Raw genomic sequence first — 22,655 nt, forward strand, 5'->3', positions numbered from 1 at the left:
TGGAGACGCATCCCGGCCCTCGCCCCTCTTGTCGAGGGTGCTACTGGGCGGTAATTGTTGCTGACAACGCGTATATGAAGTCACGTCAGGAGCGGCAGCATGGTCTCGAAGATCTCTTTCACGGTCGATTCCCCCGGCGGGCCCCACACGCTGTCGGTGTCGTACGAACGCCAGGGCACGGGCGAACCCCTGCTGCTGCTCCACGGCATCGGCCACCACTGGCAGGCGTGGGAGCCGGTGCTGCCGCTGCTCGCACCGGAACGCGACGTGATCGCGGTCGACCTCCCCGGCTTCGGCTCGTCCCCCGCGCTGCCGCACGGCATGTCGTACCACCTCTCCACCGTCGTCCCCGCGCTCGGCGCTCTCTGCGAGGCACTCGGCATCGAGCGGCCCCACGTCGCCGGCAACTCGCTCGGCGGGCTGCTCGCGCTGGAACTCGGCCGGGAGAAGCTCGTACGGTCCGTCACCGCCCTCTCCCCCGCCGGGTTCTGGACGGGGGCCGAGCGCCGGTACGCCTTCGGGACCCTGCTCGCCATGCGCCGCGGTGCCCGGATGGTGCCCGAGCCCGTGCTCGGCCGGCTGTCCCGCACCGCAGCCGGTCGGGCGGCGCTGACCAGCACCATCTACGCCCGCCCCGGGCGCCGTTCACCGCAGGCGGTCGTGGCCGAGACCCTGGCCCTCCGCGACGCCACGGGCTTCCGTGAGACGCTCGACGCCGGCCGGCGGGTGCTGTTCGCCTCCGACGTGCCCGGTGTCCCCGTCACGGTCGCGTGGGGCACCCGGGACCGCCTGCTGCTGCGCCGTCAGGGCATCAGGGCCAAGCGCGCCATCCCCGGTGCACGCCTCGTCCGGCTGCCGGGGTGCGGTCATGTGCCGATGAACGACGATCCCGCGCTCGTCGCACGCGTCCTCCTCGACGGCAGCCGCTGACCGGACCGGGCGCCGACAGGCCGCCGCCCACCGGGGCGCCGACGGCCGGGTGTTCATGTGCGGTCCGCGTGCCGGCCTCCGTGGAGCGCCGGGCACGGGCGCGGCAGCGTCCACTGCCGTCAGGAGGCCCCAACGACGTCCTGCAACCGCCGTACCAGTGCTGCGCGGTTCGCTCGCCGCGTCGGCGGCGCCCACCGTGGGCGCCGCCGCTCCCGCCCAGGCGCTGGGGGCAGGCCGAGTGCGGCGTGGGGCGTACAGGCCGGCGATGTGACGGCGTCGTCGGGCCTGGTGTGAGTACGGTCGGACCGGCCGGCGAGGATGACCGTGGAGACGTCGGCCACCGAGTCGTTCCCCCGCGCGCACATGGCAGGCCCGCTGCTCGGGCAGGGGACCGACTTCACCGGGACGACCGCGCTGCACGGTCTGCCCCCGTGCGAACAGATCCACTACCGGGTGACCCTGGCCCGATCCCGACGACCCGCGGCGCACCGGGGAACCGGTGCACGGCACGTTCCGCACCGCTCCGGCGCGGCTCGCCGCTGCGGGTGATCTGACGGCGGCCCGGCTCGCGGAGATGTCGGCTGCCGTGCTCCGCCGTACCGGGAGGAAGCCGGTCCGGGCCCGACTGGTCCTGCTCGGGGCGGATCCGAGGCGCGATCCCGACGCGGCCGCGGAACTGCTGCCGGGCGGGGCGGAGGCGTTCGGGCACGAGGGCACGGCGGTTCGGGAACGGGCGCTGAAGCTGGTGGCCCGCCACACCGCCCCCCGGCGTGGCCGCGGCGGCCGGGCCGAGGAGCCGAGGAGGGAACTCGCCGGATTCGCACACCGGTTGAGTCCCGTGCGCGCGGCGCTGTTGCCGGAGTCGGCGAAGGCCGGCGGCCCCGCAGGTGAGGCTCTCCATCCGGCCCGTCCCACGGTCTCGGAGCCCGTCACGCCGAGGGCCGGCCGGCGGCCGTCGACGCCCTGCTCGTGCTCGCGGCTCGTGGTCAGCTCCGACGCAGGTCGGCTGGGACACGACGTTGCGGAGCTCGTCGCCCTTGGTACGGTCGAGCCGAACCGGCTGGCGGATTCGGCCCGATCGGCCTCCGCGACCGGTGCGTACGCGACGACGTGGTCGGTACTGGGGGCGGCACTGCCCGGCCTGCAGGACGGCGGTGATCCACCGCGGGGCACGGGGGAGATTCCTTCCGTGGCCGCCGACTGCGTGGAGCGGTGCGGGGCGGCCGTGGGGGCGGTCCGCCCCGAGGAGCCCGCAGGCCTCCACGAGCCGGCCGCGCGGGGTGGCTCCTCCCGGCTGGTCGCCCACGCGGCCAGGCTGCTGACCGCCCTGCGTCATCGCCGTGATCCTTCAACGACAGACTCGGGAGAAAGCGGGCCATAACATGCAAGAACCGGCCTTAACCCATCAGTCACAAAGCGTTCGTGATCAGGCAACACCACTCGGTCACAGTGATGGCATGACTGACGTGAACTCCGTGAAGAGCACCCGCCGCCACCACTGGCGGCGGGATCTCGTCGAACTGGCAGCACTGTTCACCGCCGTCGCCGTGGCCGACGCCATAGCGAACATGATCGCCCACGGTCCGGACGGCCCGTACCTGCTGGTCGCCTCGGCCGTCGCGCTCGTCGCCACGGCCGCGTTCCACACCTGGTGGGCACGCCGCCACAGCCATGCGCCTCCCACCGCCGATACCGGCGGTCCCGGAGCCACCGGCTCCGGGACCGCCGGCACGTCGGGCGCCACCGGCCCGGCCCACCGGGAGACGGCCCTGTGGCGGATGCGGACGACCGTCCGGGACGAGCCGGGCAGTCTCGCCGCCCTGTGCACGGCCCTGGCCCGCCACCAGGTGGACATCCTGACGCTGCAGACGCACCCCCTGGCGGACGGCACGGTCGACGAGTTCCTCCTGCGGGCACCCGCCGCCCTCCAGGCCCAGGAGATCACCCGGGCGGTCTCGGCCGCGGGCGGCGGCAGCACCTGGATCGAGCGCGCCGACGCCCACGACCTGGTCGACACCCCGACCCGGCTGCTGGGGCTCGCCACCCGCACCGCCCTCGACGCCGCCGAACTCCCGCTGGCACTGCGGCAGTTGCTCGGCCGCTGCACCATCCACTCGCTGCCCGCGGAAACCCTCGCGGGCCGGCCGACCGGCGATCCGGTTCCGGAGGAGGGCGTCCTGGACGAGACCGTGATACGGCTGCGCGACCCGAACGGCGGCACGATCACGGTCGAGCGCGCCTATCTGCCCTTCACCCCGACCGAGTTCGCCCGGGCCCGTGCCCTCATCGAGCTGGACGCCCGCCTCGGCCCGCGCATCCCGCGCAGCCAGGACGTGCTGACGCTCCCGGAGGGCAACGAGATCACCGTCCGCCGCGCGGACCAGGGCGATGTCGCCGCCGCCCGCGCGATGCACGACCGCTGCTCCGCCCGGACCCTCGGGCTGCGCTACCACGGGCCGGTCGGCGACGCGGACCGCTATCTCAACCATCTCCTCAGCCCGCGGTTCGGCCGCACGCTCGCCGTGGAGACCGCGTCCGGCCGGATCGTCGCCCTCGGCCATCTGCTCTGGGACGGCGACGAGACCGAGGTCGCGCTCCTCGTCGAGGACGAGTGGCAGCGCCGCGGCATCGGCGCCGAGCTGCTCGGCCGGCTGGTGGCGATGGCCGTCGAGGCGGGCTGCGAGAGCGTGTACGCCGTGACGCAGTCGTCCAACACCGGTATGGTCGCGGCCATGCGCGGGCTCGGCCTCCCGCTCGACTACCAGATCGAGGAGGGCACCCTCGTGATCACCGCGCGGCTGGACGCGGCTCCGGTGCGCTCACGGCTTCCGTACGAGGCACCGCGTGCACTGCCCCAGGAACGGGAGCTCGCCCCCGAGCGGCCCGAGCGGGGCCGCGCCGAGCGCTGAGCGCCTCGCAGAGATCGGACCAGAGGTCCTCGACGTCCTCCAGGCCGACCGACATCCGCAGCAGCCGGTCGCTGACGCCCGCGGCACGCCGGTCTCCCTCGGCCACGATCCGGTGGCTGATGGAGGCCGGGTGCTGGATCAGCGAGTCGACGCTGCCGAGGCTGACGGCGGGGGTGATGAGCCGGACACCGGCGATCACGTCCCGGGGGTCCCCGTACACCTCGAAGGAGACCATGGCGCCGCCGACCGAGGGGTAGTGGACCCGGGCGACCCGCGGATCCGCGGCGAGCCGGCGGGCGAGGTCGGCGGCGGTGGTCGACGCGGCCCGGACCCGCACCGGCAGCGTGGACAGGCCTCGGAGCAGCAGATAGCCGGCCATCGGGTGCAGCACTCCGCCGGTCGCGAAGCGCACCTGACGCAGCGCGGCGGCGAACTCCTCGTCACAGGCGACGACGCCGCCCATCACATCGCCGTGCCCCCCGAGGTACTTGGTCGCGCTGTGCAGCACGATCCGGGCTCCGTGCTCCACGGGCCGCTGGAGCACGGGCGTGGCGAAGGTGTTGTCGACGAGCAGCGGGACCGAGCCGCAGGAGTGCGCGAGCGCGGCGATGTCGGTCTCGGCCAGGGTCGGGTTGGCGGGGGTCTCGACCATCACCAGACCGGTGTCGGGCCGGATCGCGGCGGCGACGCCCGCCGGGTCCGTCCAGGTCACCTCGGTGCCGAGCAGTCCACCGTCCAGCAGATGGTCGCTGCAGCCGTACAGCGGCCGGACCGCCACCACGTGGCGCAGCCCCATCGAGGCCCTGACCAGCAGAACCGCGGTCAGGGCGGCCATGCCGCTGGCGAACGCCACCGCACTCTCCGTGCCCTCGAGCCGGGCCAGCGCGGTCTCGAAACGGGCCGTCGTCGGGTTGTCGAGACGGGCGTAGACGGGCGGCCCGTCCAGCCGCCCGCCGGTGGTGGCGAACGCGTCGATGCGCGCCGCCTCCGCCTCGACGTCGTACGAGGGGTAGGTGGTGGACAGGTCGATCGGTGCGGCGTGCAGACCGAGCTCCACGAGATCCTCGCGTCCGGCGTGCACGGCTTCGGTGGCGAGCGCCCTGGTGGGTGCGGGGGCGTTCGAGGCGGCGATATCCATGGCGCGCACTCTGAACAATTACCGGGTGGTAGGGCGATCACTCCGTGCTACGTTCGGGCCATGGCCGATTCTGTCGCTCTCGACCCGGTCGATCTGCACATACTGCGCATCCTGCAGAACGACGCCCGGACCACCTACCGGGAGGTGGCCGCCGAGGTGGGCGTCGCTCCCTCCACCTGCCTGGACCGGGTGAGCCGGCTGCGCCGCAGCGGGATCATCCTCGGGCACCAGCTACGACTCGATCCAGCCAAACTCGGAAGGGGTCTCGAGGCGCTTCTGATGGTCCAGGTACGACCGCACCGGAGGGAACTGATCGGTCCGTTCGTCGAGCGGATCCGGGCGCTGCCGGAGTCACGTGCGCTCTTCCACCTGACGGGCCCCGACGACTATCTGGTGCATGTCGCCGTGACCGGCGCGGCGGACCTGCAGCGGCTGGTGCTCGACGAGTTCACGGCGCGGCGTGAAGTCGCCCGTGTGGAGACCCGTCTGATCTTCCAGCAGTGGGAGTGCGGACCTCTGCTCCCACCTGCTCAAGAACCCACCAGGCATGCTCATTTGTCAGCCGACTGAGGCGTCGTGAGATCGCTCGGTGATGACGCCGGGCCCTCGCTCGTACCAGGATGAGCGCATGCCAGAGACACCGAGCAGCGCGCTGCCCCGCCAGGTCGCCGACGCCTACGTCGACGCACTCATCGCCCTCGACCCGATCACCGGTACCTACCTGGGAGTCCCGGAGAGCGCGGGCCGCCTCCCCGACTTCTCCCCGGCCGGCCAGGAGGCCGTGGCCGAACTCGCCCGCGCGACGCTCGTCCGGCTCGACGAGGCGGAGAAGCTTCCCGGCGCCGACTCGGACGCGGAGCGGCGCTGCGGCCGTCTGCTGCGCGAACGGCTCACCGCCGAACTCGCCGTGCACGATGCCGAGGAGGGCCTGCGCACCGTCAGCAATCTGCGCTCCCCCGCCCACGCCGTGCGCAATGTCTTCACCGTGATGCCGACCGCGTCGAAGGAGGACTGGACGGCTGTGGCGGAGCGGCTGCGGGCCGTCCCGGACTCCCTCGAGGGCTACCGTGCCTCACTGGCCCTCGGGCTGGAGCGCAAGCTCCCCGCCGGTCCGCGGCCCACGGCCGCCTTCGTCGCGCAGCTCGACGAGTGGACGGGCAGGCCGGACGGGCGCGGCTGGTTCGAGGACTTCGTCACGGCCGGTCCGGACGAACTGCGTGCCGAGCTCGACACCGCCGCGGGCCTCGCCACCTCGGCCTTCCGCTCGCTGCGCGACTGGATGCGCGACGTGTACGCCCCCGCGATCGAGGGGTCCCCCGACACGGTGGGGCGCGAGCGCTACGCCCGCTGGGTCCGCTTCTTCAACGGTACGGATCTCGATCTCGATGAGGCGTACGCGTACGGCTGGTCCGAGTACCACCGGCTGCTCGAGGAGATGAAGACCGAGGCGGACAAGATCCTTCCGGGCTCGGGTCCCTGGGAGGCGCTGGCCCACCTCGACGTGCACGGCACCCACATCGAAGGGGTCGAGGAAGTCCGCGAGTGGCTGCAGAAGCTCATGGACGAGGCGATCGAGGCCCTGGACGGCACGCATTTCGAACTCGCCGAGCGGGTGCGGGTGGTGGAGTCCCGCATCGCGCCCCCGGGCAGCGCGGCCGCCCCCTACTACACGGGCCCGTCCGAGGACTTCTCGCGCCCGGGACGGACCTGGCTGCCGACCATGGGCGAGACCCGCTTCCCCGTGTACGACCTGGTCTCCACCTGGTACCACGAGGGTGTACCGGGGCACCATCTGCAGATCGCGCAGTGGGTCCACGTCGCCGACGACCTGTCGCGGTACCAGGCGACCGTCGGCGGGGTGAGCGCCAACGCGGAGGGCTGGGCGCTGTACGCCGAGCGGCTCATGGACGAACTCGGCTTCCTGCCGGACGCCGAGCGCCGGCTGGGCTATCTGGACGCCCAGATGATGCGGGCCTGCCGGGTGATCGTCGACATCGGCATGCACCTGGAGCTGGAGATCCCCCCGGAGTCGCCGTTCCACCCCGGCGAGCGCTGGACGCCGGAGCTGGCCGAGGAGTTCTTCGGCCGGCACAGCGGACGGCCCGCGGACTTCGTCGAGAGCGAGCTGACGCGTTATCTCTCCATGCCGGCGCAGGCGATCGGCTACAAGCTGGGCGAGCGGGCCTGGCTGCTGGGGAGGGAGCGAGCCAGGGCGGCGCACGGGGACGCGTTCGACGCGAAGGCGTGGCACATGGCGGCGCTGTCGCAGGGCCCGCTGGGGCTGGACGACCTGGTGGACGAACTCTCGAAGCTCTGACGGCAGGCGTCCCGTCGCACCGGCCGGCCGTACGGGCCGCCGGGCGGTCCGCCCGTGCGGCCGGCCGGTGCGGATCCGGCGGTGCGGCGGAAGCCGGGGACGCCGCCGCACCCGTCAGGCGCGGCGGAAGCCGCCTTCCGAGTCGACGACCTGTCCCGTGACCCACTCGGCCTCGTCCGTCGCCAGCCAGGCGATGAGCCGTGCCGGGTCGTCCGGCATGCCCCAGCGTCCGGCGGGGAAGCACGCGGCGACCGCCTCGTACGCCTCGCCCGTGAGGTAGTCCGTGTCGACGGGGCCGGGGTTGACGGTGTTCACGGTGACGGAGTGCTCCGCGAGAGCGGTGGCGAGGGTCCTGGTCGCGGAGGCGAGGGCACCCTTGGCGAGGGCGTAGGCGACCTCGTACGGCATTCCGCCGCCGATGTCCTGGCCCGAGGTCATCATCACGACCCGGCCGCCCGGCGTGCGCGGGGGGAGGGCCGCACGCAGCCGCGCGTACGCCTGCACCAGCAGCACCACGGACCGGGTGTCCACGGCCCAGTGGGCGTCCAGCATCGCCGCGTCGACGGTGTCGAGGGTGCCGTCGCGGCCGCTGAGCGCGTGGTTGGCGACGAGGATGTCGACCCGGCCGCCGAGTGCCTCGGCCGCGCGCGTCAGCAGTTCCCCCGGTGCGGCCGGGTCCGAGAGGTCGCCGGGCCCGTGGACCACCCGTGCCGCGGGGTCGGCGAGCACCTCGCGCACGGCGTCTGCGACCGCCTCGGGACCGCCCGGGTCGGCGCCCCAGGCCTGGGTCTCGTCGTGCGGGACGTGGTGGTGCAGATAGACGCTCGCGCCGAGGGCGGCGAGCCTGCGGGCGACGGCGAATCCGATGCCGCCGCGGCGACTGGCACCCGTGACGAGGGCCGTCCTGCCGCGCAGTGGAACGGGGTCACGCCGGAGGTCCGCCGCGGTGGGATGAGGGAGCTGGGGCATGGCAGCCCATCCTGGCCCGGGCTGTGCGTGCTGTCATCCGGGTTTCCGGCCGGGCGTCCGCCGAGGGCCGGGCGGCCACGCGTCCGCCGAGGGGCGGGTGACCACGCCTCCGCCGAGGGCCGGGCGGCCGCCGAGACCGAAGCCGCAACCGACGGCCGACGGACCGCGCGTCCACCGAGGGCTCCGGGCCGCGGGTCAGCAGCCGCAGTCCACCGCGCCGGACGGTGCCGTGAGCGGGTCGGGCGCGCGGCGCTCCGTGCCCTGCCGTGTCTCGTACGCGAAGCCCTCGCGCACCCAGTACTCGAAGCCGCCGAGCATCTCCTTGACCGGGAAGCCGAGTTCGGCCAGGGCCAGCGCGGCACGCGTGGCGCCGTTGCAGCCCGGGCCCCAGCAGTAGGTGACGACCGGCACCGACCTGTCCAGGAGCCGTTCGGCCTGTTCACGGACGAGCGCGGTGGGCAGATGCACGGCACCCGGGACATGGCCCTCGTCCCAGGCCTCCGTGGAGCGGGAGTCGAGCACGACGAAACCGGGGTCGCCGTCGGCGGCCAGCGCGGCCGCCACGTCGGAGACGTCGGCGTGGAAGGCGAGGCTCGCGGAGAAGTGCGCGACGGCCGCTGCCGGAGAGGCCGGCGGCACCCGGAGGACGGGGTTCGCGGCGGACCGTGCCGCTGTCGGTGCTGTCGTGGCCGGAATGGCTGTCATGGCCACGAATCTATGGCCCCTGGTCACGCGGCTGAAGGGGGATTCCCCGGTGGACGCCTTGATCGGCCGGGGATCGCCCTGCAACCTGTCGCACATGACGGGATATTCACCGGACGCCACGGACTGGCGCATCCTCGACGCCCTGCAGACCGACGGGCGTGCCAGCTTCGCCGAGCTCGCGAGGACGGTGTCCATGTCGCCGAGCGCGGTGACGGAGCGGGTCCGCAGGCTGGAGGAGGCGGGAGTGATCTCCGGCTACACCGCCGTCGTGGACCAGGAGCGCCTCGGGCTGCCCATCCTCGCCTTCGTCCGGCTCCGCTACCCGAACGGCAACTACAGGCCCTTCCACGACCTGCTCGGCACGACCCCCGAGATCCTCGAGGCCCACCATGTGACGGGCGACGACTGCTTCGTCCTGAAGGTCGCCGCCCGCTCCATGAGCCATCTGGAGGAGGTCTCGGGTCGGATCGGCGCTCTCGGCTCGGTGACGACGAGCGTCGTGTACTCCTCGCCCCTCCCCCGGCGGCCGCTCAGCCGCTGACCGGCGCCGCGCGCAGCCGCACGGCCGAGCCGTCGCGTTCCTTGACGACCTCCAGCTGGGCGGGGATCCGGCGGCGCAGATCGCCGACGTGGCTGACGATGCCCACACTGCGGTCGCGTTCGCGCAGCGAGTCGAGGACGTCGAGCACTTCGTCGAGCGTCTGGTCGTCGAGGCTGCCGAAGCCCTCGTCGATGAAGAGGGTGTCCAGGCGCACGCCGCCGGCCTCGTCGGTGACGACGTCGGCGAGGCCGAGCGCCAGGGCGAGGGAGGCGAAGAACGTCTCGCCGCCGGAGAGCGTCGCCGTGTCCCGTTCCTTGCCGGTCCACGCGTCGACGACGTGCAGACCCAGCCCGGAGCGCTTGCCGCCGGACCGCGCGTCCGAGTGCACCAGGGTGTAGCGGCCCGCGGACATGCGCTGCAGCCGTACGGTGGCCGCCGCAGCGACCTGCTCCAGCCGCGCCGCCAGGACGTAGGACTCCAGACGCATCCTGCGTTCGTTGTCGGCGGAGGTGCCCGCGGCGAGGCCGGCGAGCCGGGCGACGCGCTCGTACTCGTCGCGCACGGGCCCGAGCCTGCGTGCCTCGGTCGCGGCCTGGCGGGACAGCCGGTCGAGCTCCGCGCAGCGTTCACGGGCGGAGTCGAGGGCCGAGACCGCGTCGCGCAGCGCGCGTTCGGCGGCGTCCGACGCGTGCAGCGCGGCCTCGGGCCGGGCGGGCGGCAGGGCCGCGGCCGAGCGGGGCCCGGGTTCGGCGAGGCGGTCGGCCACGGCGGCCTCCTCGGCCTGCCAGGCGTCGAGCCGCCCCTGGAGGTCCCGCTGTTCCGCTTCGTCCAGGAGCGCGGCAGCCGCGTCGGCGGGGGTGTCGTACCCGGCACGGAACGCCGCGTCGGAGAGCCGGTCGTCGGCCTCCTTCAGGCGGCGGGCGGCGGCGTCCGCCGCGCGGACGGCCTCGGCTGCACTCGAGAGCAGCGCGATGCGCCGGTCCAGCAGCGCGGTCCGCTCGGCGACGCTCCCCGTACCGCCGACGGCGCGTGCCACCTCCGCGTCCAGTGCGGTCCGCTCGCTGTCGAGCGCTTCCCGCCGCGACGTCCGCGCGACCGTACGTCGCTCGGCCTCCTGACGCGCCGCCAGCCGCTCCTCGTGCTCCCGCTCGGCCCGGTCCAGTTCCTCGCGGGCGGCGTGCATCCCGGCCGCCAGCGCGTGGGCGTCCCGGTACTCGCGCTCCAGCCGGGCGACAGCCGCTTCCAGGTCGGCGACGGCGGGGTCCGCGGGCGCGGCGCCGCCGCGAGCGTCGCTCCCGTGGAGCGTGTCGTCGTGGTCGGCGACGGCCACGCCGTGGGAAGGCCTCTCCGCCGTTCGCCGCTCCGGGGCCGCGGCCGTGTCCCGCCGGGCGTCCGCGGTACTCCCGGCCGCGGTCTGCGCGGCGACGCCGGCGACGGCCCGGCCGCCGGACCCGTTCGCCGTGCCGCCGTCGCGCAGGTCGTCGGGGGCCGCGGAAGGTGACGGAATGGCCGGCTCCGACGGGGACGACGTCCTGCGGTGCGCTCCACCGTCCGGCACGTCCGTGCCGCCGCCGTCCCGCACGTCGGCGGGATCGGCCTCGCGTGCCGCGTCCCTCGCGGCCGTGAACGCCCCGCGCAGCACCGCCAGTTGCCGCTCGGCCTCGGTGCGCTCCTGGTCGGCGTCGGCGTACGCCCCGTAGGCGGCGTCCTCGCCCGCGCGGTCGACGTGGGCTTCGCCGGCCTCGGCCGGGTCGGGATGCTCGGCGGAGCCGCAGACCGCGCAGGGTTCGCCGGGGGCCAGCCCGGCGGCGAGTTCGGCGGCGATGCCGCGCAGCCGGCGTTCCTTGAGGTCGAGCCAGGTCTCGTGGGCCGTGTTGGCCCGCTCGCGCGCCGCGCGGAGGTCGTCCTCGACGGCCTCGGTCCGGGCGGCGAGGCGGTCGCGTTCGCGGGCGGCGGTCACCCGACGGCGGGCCGGTTCCAGCCGTCCCGCGAGGTGTTCGGCGCGGGTGGCGGCCTCCTGCGCCGCCTCGATCCGGTCCTGGAGTGCGCGGCGCACCCCGTCCCAGTCGGCGAGCCAGCCCTCGGCGTCCTGGAGGAGTCCCTCGTCGTGGCGGGCCTGGCGCTCCAGTTCCTCGCGTTCACGGGTGATCTCGGCGCTGCGCCGCTCGGCACGCCGTGCGGCGTCCAGCCCTCCGAGCTCCTGGCGGAGTTCGCGTTCGAGCGCGGAGAGCTGTTCGGCGCCCGCGTCCGCCAGCGCCACGGGAAGGGCTGCCCTCGCCCGCTGCCAGGCGGTGTCCGCGGTCCGGTGCTCCCGTTCGGCGTCGTCGCGCAACCGGAGGGCCGGTCCGACCAGTTCGGCCTTGCGGGCCTTCTCCAGTCGTGCCCGTACGCGTTCCCGGGCCGGCCTCCGGTCCTCCAGCTCCGCCGCCCGCCGTACGGCGTCGGCGTGGCGCTGCTGCAGTGCGGCCAGTTCCCGTTCGGCGTCCAGGGCGCGCCGGGCGCCGGACTGACGGGTCTCCGCCGCGGACCGGGCCGCATCGGCGACGGCGAGCCGTTCCCGGGCGCCCGCACGGGCCACGGCCGCCCACTGCAGCACCGCGTCGGCCAGACCGGGCTCCCCCGGCCGGTGCGCGGGCGCGGGCCAGTCGCCTGCCGTGTTCCCGGCCGCCTGGCCCATCCGGTGGGCCAGGGCCAGCAGCCGCTCGTCGCCGTCCCGCACCTGCTGCTCGGCGGCGCGGCGCAGTTCGGCGAGGCGTTCCTCGACCAGAGCGAAGCGCCGGGTGTCGAAGAGCCTCCCCAGCAGTCTTCCGCGCGCTTCCGCGTCCGCCCGCAGGAAGCGGGCGAAGTCGCCCTGCGGCAGCAGGACGACCTGGCAGAACTGCTCCCGGCTCATGCCGACGAGCTGGGTGATCTCCTCGCCGATCTCCTGGTGCGAGCGGCTGAGCGCCTTCCACGCACCGCGCGCCGGGTCGTACTCCCGCAGCAGGCTCTGGGCCTTCTCGGTGGTGACGCCGGTGCCCTTCTTCTTGGGGCGGGGCTGCGCGGGCCGCCGGGTGATCTCCAGCCGGCGGCCGCCCACGGTCAGGTCCAGACACACCTCGGTGGACGTGCCGGCGGGCGCGTGGTCGCTGCGCAGCGAGGTGCCGGGGCTCTGCCGGGCGCCGGGCACCGCGCCGTACAGGGCGTAGCAGACGGCGTCCAGGACGGAGGTCTTGCCGGCCCCCGTCGGTCCGTGCAGCAGGAACAGACCGGCGGCGGACAGTGCGTCGAAGTCGACCTGCTGCCGTGCGCCGAAGGGACCGAAGGCGGTGATCTCCAGCCGGTGCAGTCTCACCCGGCCACCTCGCGGACGGCCGTGTCCACCCGTACGTCGTCGAAGGCGGCGCGGAGCACGGCCCGTTCGCGGTCGTCGGGGCCGCTGCCCCCGCGGACGTGGGTCACGAAGTCCTCCGCGATCTGGTGGTCGTCACGGTCGCGCAGCCGCTCCGCGTAGGAGGCGGCCCCGTCCTCGTCGCCGCGCTCGGGGGCGAAGACGAGGCTCAGGACGTGCGGGAAGCGTTCGGCGAGCCGGGCCATGGGTTCGGCGGGCCGCACGGGGTCGGTGAGGGTGGCTTCGACCCAGGCATCCTCGTGGGGTGCCCACGCGGCATCCGCGAGGAGGTCCTCGAGCCTGCCCTCGATGCGGGCGAGCGGCCGTGGCACCGGGCAGTCCAGCCGTTCCGCGGCGATCTCCCCGGCCGGGCCGAGTTCGACGAGCCACACGGTCTTGCGGTGGTGGGTCTCGGAGAACGAGTACGCGAGCGGGGAACCGGAGTACCGCACCCGCGTGTTGATGGTCTGGCAGCCGTGCAGATGGCCCAGGGCCGTGTAGTCGACGCCGTCGAAGAGTCCGGAGGGGACGGCCGCCACGCCGCCGACGGTGATGTCCCGCTCGCTGTCGCTCGGTTCGCCGCCCGCGACGAAGGCGTGCGCGAGGACGACGGAGCGGGTGCCGGGCGCCCGTTGCGCGAGGTCCGCCCGCACCCGCTCCATCGCGGCGCCGAGGACGGCCTCGTGGCCCGCGGCCGCCGTGCGGAACTCGTCCCGTACGAGGGAGGGTTCCAGGTACGGCAGACCGTAGAACGCGACGTCGCCGTGCCCGTCGCGCAGCACCACGGGGGTGGCGCAGCCGGCCGGGTCCGTCCGCAGGTGGATCCCGGCGCGTTCGATCAGCCCGGAGGCGACTCCGAGCCGGCGGGCGGAGTCGTGGTTGCCGGAGATCATCACGGTGGGTACGCCCGCGTCGGCGAGCCGGTGCAGCACGTCGTCGAACAGTTCCACGGCGGCCAGGGGCGGGACGGCCCTGTCGTAGACGTCCCCTGCCACGAGCACGGCGTCTACGTCGTGTTCGCGCGCGGTCGCGACCAGATGGTCGAGGAACGCCTCCTGTGCGCCGAGCAGGCTCACCCGGTGGAACGAGCGCCCGAGATGCCAGTCCGACGTGTGCAGAAATCTCAAGAAAACGGCTCCGACCTGATCGTGTCCCCTCCCCGGCCCGGAAGCCGGCGCCCGGCGGGCGCGTGGCCCGTCGGACGGCACCGACCACGTTAGCGCCGGTGGTCGCCCGCTCCTTCCGGGGGCTCGGTTTTCGCCCGTTTCCGGGAGGGACCGGCTCGATCCGGGCTATGCTGCCCGGCTTCAGGCGTCCCGGTACGCCTCTCCCCCGAGCTCCAGCCCCGCCGTACCCGCAGTGGTGTCCGCGAGCCAGGCGCGGAAGACGTCCACCTCGGAGTCGGGCAGCCCGACCTCGATCGTGACCGCCTCCCCGTACCGCACGTCACGGACCTCCCGGCCGGTCGCGCGCAGGTCGTTCTCGACCTTGCCCGCACGCTGGTGGTCGACGGTGACGGTGGCGAGCCGGAAGCGCTGCCGGGTCACGGTGCCGAGCGCGTCCAGGGCCTCGCCGACCGCACCGCCGTACGCGCGGATGAGCCCGCCCGCACCGAGCTTGACGCCACCGTAGTAACGGGTCACGACGGCCACGGCGTAGCGGACGTCACGGCGGAGGAGCATCTGGAGCATCGGCACGCCGGCCGTGCCGCCGGGCTCGCCGTCGTCGCTCGCCTTCTGGACGGCGGCGTCGGCGCCGATGACGTAGGCGAAGCAGTTGTGGGTGGCGGTCGGGTGCTCCTTGCGGACGCGCGCGACGAAGTCCTGCGCCTCCTGTTCGGTCGCGGCCGGGCTGAGCGCGCAGAGGAAGCGCGATCGGTTGATCTCGATCTCGTGCACGCCCTCACGGGCGACCGTCCGGTACTGCTCCTGCATCCCGCCACCCTATGCCGCTCCGCGGCCCGCCGGTCCGCCCGGTCCTCGGGCGGACCGGCGGCAGGCCCGGTGCGCGTGCCTGGTGGGCCGCGTGGGCGGGGCGGGTGCTGCGGACGGCGGGCCCGGGTGCGGGACGGGATCGCCCGCGGCGGGTGCGGGTGGGGACGAGGCGGTAGCGGACGATCGCCGGAGGCGCACGCCGGGCGGTTGCGGGGTGTGCGGCCTGCCGGCGATGCCTCGGCGGCCGACCGCACCTGTGAGCGCGATCCGGAACCGCCGGCCCGGCCGGAGCCCACGCTCGCCCTCGCGTTCGGTGTCGGCAGGGTGGGGTTCCGCGAGGGTGGCGCCCCCGACGTCGTCCTCCGCTGCCGGTCAACGGCACCGGAGGACGGCTCGAGCGGCCACACCCGCGGGGGCGTTGCAGGTGCGGCGCCCCGGACACCCGCCCTGCGCGACCCGGTCGCCCCGGAACCCCGGCTCTTACGCAGGACTGCCGCGGGAGTCGTATCCGTCGTACGGGTTCGGTACCGATCGCCTCCGACCCGCGCCCACCGGGAATGGCTCGCGGCTGTCGGCCGTTCCCGTCTCAGGCGGACATGCGACCCGAGGGAGACACAGCGTGCACAGCGAGACGGACACCGTCCGCAGGATCCTGAACGAACTCGGCGACACCTGGGCGATCGTCGGCCTCTCCACGAACGAGCGGCGCGCCGCCTACGGAGTCGCCAAGGTCCTGCAGCGCCACGGCAAGCGCATCGTGCCGGTGCACCCGAAGGCCGAGGCGGTCCACGGGGAGCAGGGCTACCCGTCCCTCGACGCCGTGCCGTTCGACGTCGACGTCGTGGACGTCTTCGTGAACAGCGACCTCGCGGGCACGGTCGCCGATCAGGCCGTGGCCAAGGGCGCCAAGGCCGTCTGGTTCCAGCTGGGCGTCATCGACGAGGAGGCGTACGAGCGGACCCGCGCCGCGGGCCTCGACATGGTCATGGACCGCTGCCCGGCGATCGAGATCCCCCTGCTCGACTGACACGGTGGGGCCGGAAGCCGGGCCGGCGTGAGACGGCCCGGACCGCGTCCGGCCGTGCCGGGTGGGTCAGGCGGTGCCGAGGCCGTCCAGGACCATTGCGCCGGGGAGCCCGGCGAAGACCTTCCCGGGCACGATCAGCTTGCCGCGGCGGCGGCCGCTCCCGATCAGCACCCACTCCGTGTCGACGACCGCGGAGTCCACGAGCAGCGGCCAGCCGACGGGCAGACCGATCGGGGTGATCCCGCCGTACTCCATGCCGGTCTCGCCCGTCGCGGTCTCCATCGACGCGAACGACGCCTTGCGGGCCCCGAGTCGGCGGCGCACGGCGCCGTTGACGTCCACCCGGGTCCTGGACAGGACCAGACACGCGGCGAGGGTCGTCTCCCCGCCGCGCTTCCCGGCCACGACGACACAGTTGGCCGACGTGCCGAGGAGGTCGGCTCCGTGGTGCTCGACGAACACCGCGGTGTCGGCGATGGCCGGGTCGGTGTCGACGTAGAGCAGTTGCTCTGCCGGGACGTCGCCCTGCCAGGCCCGTACGGCGTCGGCGACCGGCGCGGTGAGGAGGTCGAGGCAGTCGGGTGCGGGCCGGGCGTCGTCGAAGTCTCCGATGGGTGCGCGCATACGGGCACGCTAACAGCGGACGGGACGTCCCCGGCGGGCCGTCTCGGGGGACGGGCTGCCGACTCCGGCCGCCTCGACGCACGGGGTTGCCGACGGCCGCGTCAGCCCACGGGGTTGCCGGCGCCGGCCGGCTCAGCGGACGGGCGGGATGGAGACGGCCATGGTCATCTCGACCGTCCCGGTGCCCGCGTTGCGGTAGACGTGCGGCACGTTCGCCTCGTACGTGGCCGAGGTACCCGCGGGCACGGTGTACGGCTGCCCGTCGACGACGAGGGTCAGTTCCCCGGAGGTGACGTGCAGGAGTTCGACGGTGCCGTCGGGATGGGGATCGGAGGCGCTCTCCTCCCCGGGCATCAGCGTCCAGGCCCACAGTTCCAGCGGGCCCCGGGCCTCGGTGCCGACGAGGAGCGTGGTCGAGCTGCCGCCGGGGGTGGACCACATCCGTACGGCCTGCTCTCGCGGCACGAGCTGGACCTGCGGGCCCTTCTCGTAGTCGAGGAGCGTGGTGATGCTGACCCCGAGGGCGTCGGCGAGTTTGACCGTGGTGCCCACACTCGGATTGGTGCGCGCCTGCTCGATCTGGATGATCATTCCGCGGCTGACCCCCGAGCGGGCGGCAAGGGCGTCGAGCGTGAACCCCCGCTCGCCGCGCCAGCGCTTGAGGTTCCGGGCGAGCGACTGCGTGAGCTGGTCGAGGTCCGACACATTCCGTCCAATATAATCAATGGATTAGTTCAATACATTGCACTACGGTGTGGTGCACCCGATCGTTCACCGAACTGTACTGCGAGGCACTCATGACAGCACTGTTCGCCCTGGCCACCAGCCTTCTGTGGGGGCTGGCCGACTTCGGCGGCGGACTGCTGACACGACGAATCCCCGCACTGACGGTCGTGGTGGTGTCGCAGACGATCGCCGTGGCCGTGCTCGGCGCGATCGTCGTGGCGACCGGCGGCTGGAGCGAGGCCGGTCCCGAGCTCTGGTACGCGGTGGCCGCCGGCGTCGTGGGACCGGTGGCGATGCTGAGCTTCTACAAGGCGCTGGCTCTCGGCCCCATGGGGGTCGTCTCCCCGCTGGGGTCGCTCGGTGTCGTCGTGCCCGTGTCGGTGGGCCTCCTCCTCGGCGAGCGGCCGGGGCTGCTGCAGTTCGCGGGCATCGCCGTGGCCGTCGTGGGCGTGCTGCTCGCCGGCGGCCCGGAACTGCGGGGCGCACCCGTGCAGCGGCAGGCGGTCCTGCTGACCCTGCTCGCCGCGTTCGGCTTCGGCTCCGTGATGGCGCTCATCGCCGAGGCATCGACCACGCTCACCGGCCTCTTCCTGGCGCTCTTTGTCCAGCGGGTCACGAACGTGCTGGTGGGCGGCGCGGCGCTGTACGTGTCGGTGAAGCGGGGCGGCCGTGCGCTGCCGGAGGACGGCGGACGGGGTCCGGTCGTCCGTGCGCTGCCGGCACTCGCCTTCGTCGGTCTGGCCGACGTCGCCGCGAACGGTACGTACTCGATCGCCGCACAGCAGGGTCCGGTGGCGGTCGCGGCCGTGCTCGCCTCGCTGTACCCGGTGGTCACGGCCCTGGCGGCGCGCGGCGTGCTCAAGGAGCGGCTCCGCGCGGTGCAGGCCGCCGGCGCCGGGCTCGCGCTCGTCGGCACGGTCCTCCTGGCGACGGGCTGACCCTGTCGCCGGCTGGCAGGTTCCGCCGGACGGCGGGCCGGTCAGCGCTCCTCGAGCTCGGCGAGGGCGACCAGCTGCTCCGGAGTCACGCCTTCCGGGATCGGCAGGGGCGCGGGCGACCTGAGCGGCGGCTGCCAGCCCTCGACCGGGTCCCAGCTGCGGACCACCTTCGCGGGCGCCCCCGCGACCACCGCGTGGTCGGGCACCCGGCCGCGGACGACGGCCCCGGCCGCGACCACGACGTTGCGGCCGAGCCGCGCCCCGGGCAGGATCACCGCGCCCGTACCGAGCCAGCAGCCGGGCCCGATCTCCACGGGCTCGGCGCGCGGCCACTGCTTGCCGACCGGCGTGTGCGGATCGTCGTAGCTGTGGTTGGTCGAGGTGATGTAGACGTACGGACCGCAGTACGTGTCGGAGCCGATGGTCACCGTCGTGTCGGCGATGACGTGGCTCCCGCGGCCCAGCACCACACCGTTGCCGAGGGTGAGGATCGGATCGGGACCGAGATCGAGGCCGGGCATCATGCCCGCGGTCAGCGTCACCTGCTCCGCGATGATGCAGTGCTCACCGAGCTCGATCCACGCCTCTCCGAACACCGTTCCCTGAGGGAACGCCAGCCGTGTACCGGCGCCGATCCTGCGGAAACGCAGCGGTCCCGGCCGCTCCGCGGTCACCGCGCCCGCTTCCTGCGCCCAGCGCCGGCCACTGTGCACGGCCCGCGACAGCAGACGCCCCCACCAGGCGGTCAGCGGGGAGAACGTGTTTCGGTTTTTCGGCACCAGGACACGTTAGTGGGCCCGGGTGCGGGCAACCCGGGACGTGCGCTGTGATCTTCGCCCCACGCCGTGCGGCGTGCGGAATTGCGAGGGACGGCCCAGACGGCAGTCTGGGGTGGGAGGACCTGCGTATCCACGACGAGGGGACGAGGGGAAAGAACAAGAGTGGCAGCAACCAGCGAACCGCTCCGTGACCTGGTACGGCGTCATCGCGAACCGGCGGTCGTCCAGACGGTGCGATCCACCGCCGCCGCGGTCGTCTCCTACGTCATCGCCCTCCAGCTCAGCGGTGAGGCCGTACCCCTCACCGCGCCCCTGACGGCGCTCCTCGTCGTCCAGGTCACCCTCTACTCCACGCTCACGACCGGCATCCGGAGGGTGAACTCGGTCGTGGCGGGCGTGCTGATCGCGATCGGCTTCAGCGCTCTGGTCGGGCTGAGCTGGTGGAGTCTGGGGCTGGTGATCCTCGCCTCGCTGGTCATCGGGCGGTTCGTGAAGGTCGGCGAGTTCGTGCCCGAAGTGGCGATCAGCGCCATGCTCGTCCTCGGCGTGACACAGGTGACGTCGACGGCCTGGGACCGGGTGCTGGAGACCTTGATCGGCGCCGTGGTGGGGCTGCTCTTCAACGTCCTCTTCGTGCCGCCCGTCTGGGTGAGCGACGCCAGCGCGGCGATCAGCGACCTGGCGGGGCGGATGCGAGGGCTGCTGGCGCACATCGCCGAGGAACTCGGCGAGCACACGCCGGTGGCGCAGGCGGCGGCCAGGCTGCACGAGGCGCGCCGGCTCGATCACGACATCGTGCAGGTGGACGCGGCGCTGCGGCAGGCGGAGGACAGTCTGCGTTTCAATCCGCGGGTCAAGGAGCCGGTGCTCTCCCGCGTCGTGCTCCGGACCGGGCTGGACGCGCTGGAGATCTGCGCGGTGATCCTGCGGGTCTCCTGCCGGACGCTCACGGACCTGGCGAAGACCCAGCCCGACGGGACGCTCTTCCCTCCTGCCGTGACCAAGGGGCTGCAGGACCTGTTCGGTCATCTGTCCGATGCCATCGGGGCCTTCACCTCACTGATCACCACCCAGATGTCGGTCACCGGCGCGGACGCCGAGGCCCGCCTGTCGCAGGAACTCGCCGAGGGCCGCGTCTGCCGGGACAGGGTCGCCGCGATGCTGCTCGACGACCTGCGCAAGGACCATCGGCACTGGCAGCTGCACGGGGCGCTGCTCGCGGAGGCGGACCGGATCCTCGATGAACTGGACGTCGAGAAGCGCTCCGAACGACTCATCGAGGAACTCGACCGGCACGCCCGCGAGCGCCTGTCGAGCCGCAGGTGGCTCGACGACGTGAAGGTCCGGATCCGACGCAGCCTGGGACGGAACGACGACTGAGACCGGGGAAGCGGGATGTCGCCGTGTCCGCGGGACCCCGGACGCACCGGGGCGGCCGCGCCGGCACGAAGTGCGGTGCGGCCGCCCCGGGCATGAGCGGCGTAGGCCCGACTCAGCGGCCGGACTTCCTCATCCGCTCGCCGGCGTCGTGCGCGGCCTCCTGGGCCTTGCCCGCCATCTGCTCGCCACGGCCCTCGGCCTGCATCTCGCGGTCGCTCATGACCTTGCCGGCGGTTTCCTTCATCTTGCCCTTGGCCTGCTTCGCCTTGGCCTTTGCCTTGCCCATGTCGGTGGTCCCTTCAGCGTGGGGGGTGGACTGGCACATCCACCTTGCGCCGCTCACCCAGCGTCCGCAATCGGTGACGTTGAGCACACGGACACTCGGGTGGAACGGACGTCAGTCCGGCGGCTCGGGCGTCGGGCGGGTGCCCGGTTCGGGGTCGGCGGGCGGGGCCGGGTCCGGCGAGGGCTCGGGCGGCTGGGGATCGCGCGGTACGGGCTCGGGACCGCTCGGCACGGGTTCGGGCCCGTCCGGGGGCGGTTCCTTCGGGGTGGTCATGGTTGCGCCTTCCGGGTTTCTCCACGGGTCTTCCGGGGTCTTCTGCGCAGGCGGGTACCCATGTGACGGCGGGCGATGCCGAGGTGCGCGGCACCTGCGCGCGAGGGCCACGGCAGCCGCGCGCCCGGAGGGAGACGGCCGCGCTGACGTCGGGCGCCACGGAACCCGATGAGAACCGGTGGGCCGGGCGACGTGGCAGGGCGAAGGGGCGCGCGAGCCCGTAGCCGTACCTCGACCGGAGCAGGCGGACGGACAGCGCACGCGGCCGGAGGAGCCGGGCAGCCGGACACCGGACGGACCGACCGGCGAACGGACGGAGATACGACCGGCCGCACAGCCAGGCAGCCGGACACCGGACGGACCGACCGGCGAAGGATCGGAGGGACGGCCGGAGAGCCGTACCGCCGAGCGCCCGGGGCGAACCGCGAGCCCGGCGCCCACCGGGCCCGGCGGACCACCCGAGGGGACCGCCTCCCCGACCGGCCGCGCGTCAGCCGTCGACCGCCGCGCGGTGGCTCTTCACCAGCTCCAGGTACATCGCGGCGTTGAGCTTGATGCCTTCGCGCTCCTCGTCCGTGAGCTCCCGCTTGACCTTCGCCGGCACTCCGGCGACGAGGGAGCCCGGTGGCACGCGCATGCCCTGCGGCACGAGCGCCTGCGCCGCGACGAGGGACCCGGCGCCGATGTGGGCGCCGTTGAGGACGGTCGCGCCCATGCCCACGAGGACGTCGTCCTCCACGGTGCAGCCGTGGAGCACGGCGTTGTGGCCGACGGAGACGCGTTCGCCGACGGTCACGGGGAACCCGGGGTCGACGTGGACGGTGCAGTTGTCCTGGACGTTGCTGTCGGCGCCGAGCACGATGGGGCCGCAGTCGGCGCGCAGCACGGTGTGGTACCAGACGCTCGCGCCCGCCGCCATGGTGACCTCGCCGATCACGACTGACGTGGGCGCGGTGAACGCCTCCGGGGAGATCTGCGGCTCCTTGCCGCCGACTCCCGAGATCAGTGCCTGCTCACCCATCGTCTTCGTCTCCTCGCCCTGCTACTTCGGTGCCGCGCCCACCGGCACCGTAGGCGATGCCGGGACCGGGCCGTCCGCCGGGGCGGCCGTCCCACCGCCGTCCGCGGCCCCGGCCCGTGCGGCCGCCTTCCTGGCGCGGCTCCTCAGGACGAGCATCGAGGTCACGCCGAAGGCCACGGCCAGGACGAGTCCCAGCCAGGAGAAGCGCTTCAGCCACGCCTCGGCGACGATACCGACCGAGTACACGACGGCGGTCGTACCGCCCGCCCAGAGGATGCCGCCGAAGACGTTGGCGACGAGGAACTTCCAGTAGGGCATGCGCAGCACGCCGGCGAGGGGGCCCGCGAAGATCCGCAGCAGGGCGACGAAGCGGCCGAAGAAGACGGCCCACATACCCCACTTCTGGAAGGACCGCTCGGCCAGCGCGATGTTGGCCTCGCTGAAGTGCTTGGGGAACTTGCCGCCGCACCAGGCCAGCAGGGGCCGTCCGCCCCTGCGCCCGATGGCGTAGCCGATCGAGTCGCCGATGATCGCGCCGGCGGTGGCGCAGGCGCCGAGGACCCAGGGGTTGATGTCGCCGTGCTGGGAGGCGAGGAGGGCGGAGCTGACGAGGACGATCTCACCCGGCAGCGGGATCCCGAGGCTCTCGAGTCCGATGACCACGCCCACCAGGACGTAGACGGCCACGGCCGGCACGGTCTCGAGCCACTCCTGGACGTGCAACGCAGGGTCCTCCCGTTGTCCCGGGCGTCGGCTCGTGGTCGTGGAGCCCGCCCTTGCCCGTGTGC

At 73.7% G+C, this 22,655-nt stretch carries 20 protein-coding genes and 2 pseudogenes; 9 read left to right on the plus strand and 13 right to left on the minus strand.

What is annotated here, in order from left to right; translation table 11 throughout:
• Positions 1-99 precede the first annotated feature (99 nt).
• The 3 genes and pseudogenes from QRN89_RS04600 (at position 100) to QRN89_RS04610 (ending at position 3,839) form a co-directional block, all read left to right on the plus strand.
• The gene (locus QRN89_RS04600; protein ID WP_290348067.1) at positions 100-930 is read left to right on the plus strand and encodes an alpha/beta fold hydrolase; all 831 of its coding nucleotides are present in this window, start codon (positions 100-102) and stop codon (positions 928-930) included.
• A gap of 55 nt (positions 931-985) precedes the next feature.
• Positions 986-1,462: pseudogene (locus QRN89_RS04605) on the plus strand (PhoD-like phosphatase N-terminal domain-containing protein); the annotation flags it as partial.
• Positions 1,463-2,387: 925 nt separating this feature from the next.
• Positions 2,388-3,839, plus strand: a complete 1,452-nt coding sequence (locus QRN89_RS04610) for a GNAT family N-acetyltransferase (protein ID WP_290348068.1) — start codon at positions 2,388-2,390, stop codon at positions 3,837-3,839.
• 58 nt (positions 3,840-3,897) lie between these two features.
• Here the strand turns inward: QRN89_RS04610 and QRN89_RS04615 are convergent.
• A pseudogene (locus QRN89_RS04615) lies at positions 3,898-4,977 on the minus strand (trans-sulfuration enzyme family protein); the annotation flags it as partial.
• Between the two features lie 60 nt (positions 4,978-5,037).
• Between QRN89_RS04615 and QRN89_RS04620 the strand changes: the two are divergent.
• Positions 5,038-5,547 (plus strand): Lrp/AsnC family transcriptional regulator, encoded by a 510-nt coding sequence (locus QRN89_RS04620; RefSeq protein WP_290348069.1) that lies wholly within the window; start codon positions 5,038-5,040, stop codon positions 5,545-5,547.
• 58 nt (positions 5,548-5,605) lie between these two features.
• Positions 5,606-7,294, plus strand: coding sequence for a DUF885 domain-containing protein (locus tag QRN89_RS04625; RefSeq protein ID WP_290348070.1), 1,689 nt, complete (start codon positions 5,606-5,608; stop codon positions 7,292-7,294).
• Positions 7,295-7,408: 114 nt separating this feature from the next.
• Here the strand turns inward: QRN89_RS04625 and QRN89_RS04630 are convergent, their stop codons facing one another.
• Together QRN89_RS04630 and QRN89_RS04635 are read right to left on the minus strand one after the other, a co-directional pair.
• Positions 7,409-8,263, minus strand: coding sequence for an SDR family oxidoreductase (locus QRN89_RS04630; RefSeq protein ID WP_290348071.1), 855 nt, complete (start codon positions 8,261-8,263; stop codon positions 7,409-7,411).
• Positions 8,264-8,458: 195 nt separating this feature from the next.
• The gene (locus QRN89_RS04635; RefSeq protein WP_290348072.1) at positions 8,459-8,968 is read right to left on the minus strand and encodes a rhodanese-like domain-containing protein; all 510 of its coding nucleotides are present in this window, start codon (positions 8,966-8,968) and stop codon (positions 8,459-8,461) included.
• A 94-nt stretch (positions 8,969-9,062) separates the two neighbouring features.
• On the opposite strand from QRN89_RS04635, the gene QRN89_RS04640 reads away from it, so the two are divergent.
• Positions 9,063-9,509 (plus strand): Lrp/AsnC family transcriptional regulator, encoded by a 447-nt coding sequence (locus QRN89_RS04640; protein ID WP_290348073.1) that lies wholly within the window; start codon positions 9,063-9,065, stop codon positions 9,507-9,509.
• Here QRN89_RS04640 and QRN89_RS04645 read toward each other — a convergent pair.
• The 3 genes from QRN89_RS04645 to QRN89_RS04655 all read right to left on the minus strand — a co-directional run bounded on the left by QRN89_RS04645 (position 9,499) and on the right by QRN89_RS04655 (position 14,813).
• The gene (locus QRN89_RS04645; protein ID WP_290348074.1) at positions 9,499-12,843 is read right to left on the minus strand and encodes an AAA family ATPase; all 3,345 of its coding nucleotides are present in this window, start codon (positions 12,841-12,843) and stop codon (positions 9,499-9,501) included. The genes QRN89_RS04640 and QRN89_RS04645 overlap by 11 nt on opposite strands.
• Complete coding sequence (locus tag QRN89_RS04650) at positions 12,840-14,006, minus strand: exonuclease SbcCD subunit D (protein WP_290348075.1); 1,167 nt, start codon at positions 14,004-14,006, stop codon at positions 12,840-12,842. Before QRN89_RS04650 ends, QRN89_RS04645 begins: the two co-directional genes overlap by 4 nt.
• Before the next feature lie 180 nt (positions 14,007-14,186).
• Positions 14,187-14,813 (minus strand): YigZ family protein, encoded by a 627-nt coding sequence (locus QRN89_RS04655; RefSeq protein ID WP_290348076.1) that lies wholly within the window; start codon positions 14,811-14,813, stop codon positions 14,187-14,189.
• 619 nt (positions 14,814-15,432) lie between these two features.
• Here QRN89_RS04655 and QRN89_RS04660 point away from each other — a divergent pair.
• Complete coding sequence (locus tag QRN89_RS04660) at positions 15,433-15,840, plus strand: CoA-binding protein (RefSeq protein ID WP_290348077.1); 408 nt, start codon at positions 15,433-15,435, stop codon at positions 15,838-15,840.
• A gap of 66 nt (positions 15,841-15,906) precedes the next feature.
• Here the strand turns inward: QRN89_RS04660 and QRN89_RS04665 are convergent, their stop codons facing one another.
• Both QRN89_RS04665 and QRN89_RS04670 read right to left on the minus strand, forming a co-directional pair.
• Entirely contained in the window at positions 15,907-16,464 is a 558-nt protein-coding gene (locus QRN89_RS04665; RefSeq protein ID WP_290348078.1) for a YbaK/EbsC family protein, read from the minus strand.
• Between the two features lie 132 nt (positions 16,465-16,596).
• Positions 16,597-17,169, minus strand: coding sequence for a helix-turn-helix domain-containing protein (locus tag QRN89_RS04670; protein WP_290348079.1), 573 nt, complete (start codon positions 17,167-17,169; stop codon positions 16,597-16,599).
• 92 nt (positions 17,170-17,261) lie between these two features.
• Between QRN89_RS04670 and QRN89_RS04675 the strand changes: the two genes are divergently transcribed.
• Entirely contained in the window at positions 17,262-18,128 is an 867-nt protein-coding gene (locus QRN89_RS04675) for a DMT family transporter (protein ID WP_290348080.1), read from the plus strand.
• A gap of 41 nt (positions 18,129-18,169) precedes the next feature.
• Here the strand turns inward: QRN89_RS04675 and QRN89_RS04680 are convergent, their stop codons facing one another.
• Positions 18,170-18,907 carry an acyltransferase gene (locus tag QRN89_RS04680; RefSeq protein ID WP_290348081.1) on the minus strand — a complete coding sequence of 246 codons (738 nt, stop codon included), beginning with the start codon at positions 18,905-18,907 and terminating at the stop codon, positions 18,170-18,172.
• Between the two features lie 162 nt (positions 18,908-19,069).
• Between QRN89_RS04680 and QRN89_RS04685 the strand changes: the two genes are divergently transcribed.
• Entirely contained in the window at positions 19,070-20,287 is a 1,218-nt protein-coding gene (locus tag QRN89_RS04685; RefSeq protein WP_290348082.1) for an FUSC family protein, read from the plus strand.
• Between the two features lie 112 nt (positions 20,288-20,399).
• Here QRN89_RS04685 and QRN89_RS04690 read toward each other — a convergent pair whose 3' ends face one another.
• From QRN89_RS04690 to QRN89_RS04705, 4 genes are all read right to left on the minus strand, one after another.
• Positions 20,400-20,573: a CsbD family protein gene (locus tag QRN89_RS04690; protein WP_290348083.1), complete on the minus strand. Its 174-nt coding sequence runs from the start codon at positions 20,571-20,573 to the stop codon at positions 20,400-20,402.
• 111 nt (positions 20,574-20,684) lie between these two features.
• Positions 20,685-20,846, minus strand: coding sequence for a hypothetical protein (locus QRN89_RS04695; RefSeq protein ID WP_290348084.1), 162 nt, complete (start codon positions 20,844-20,846; stop codon positions 20,685-20,687).
• Between the two features lie 490 nt (positions 20,847-21,336).
• Positions 21,337-21,867: a gamma carbonic anhydrase family protein gene (locus tag QRN89_RS04700; protein WP_290348085.1), complete on the minus strand. Its 531-nt coding sequence runs from the start codon at positions 21,865-21,867 to the stop codon at positions 21,337-21,339.
• Between the two features lie 21 nt (positions 21,868-21,888).
• Positions 21,889-22,590, minus strand: coding sequence for a DedA family protein (locus QRN89_RS04705; protein WP_290348086.1), 702 nt, complete (start codon positions 22,588-22,590; stop codon positions 21,889-21,891).
• Positions 22,591-22,655: the final 65 nt, after the last annotated feature.

The organism is Streptomyces sp. HUAS CB01 (assembly GCF_030406905.1).
Lineage (GTDB): Bacteria > Actinomycetota > Actinomycetes > Streptomycetales > Streptomycetaceae > Streptomyces > Streptomyces chengbuensis.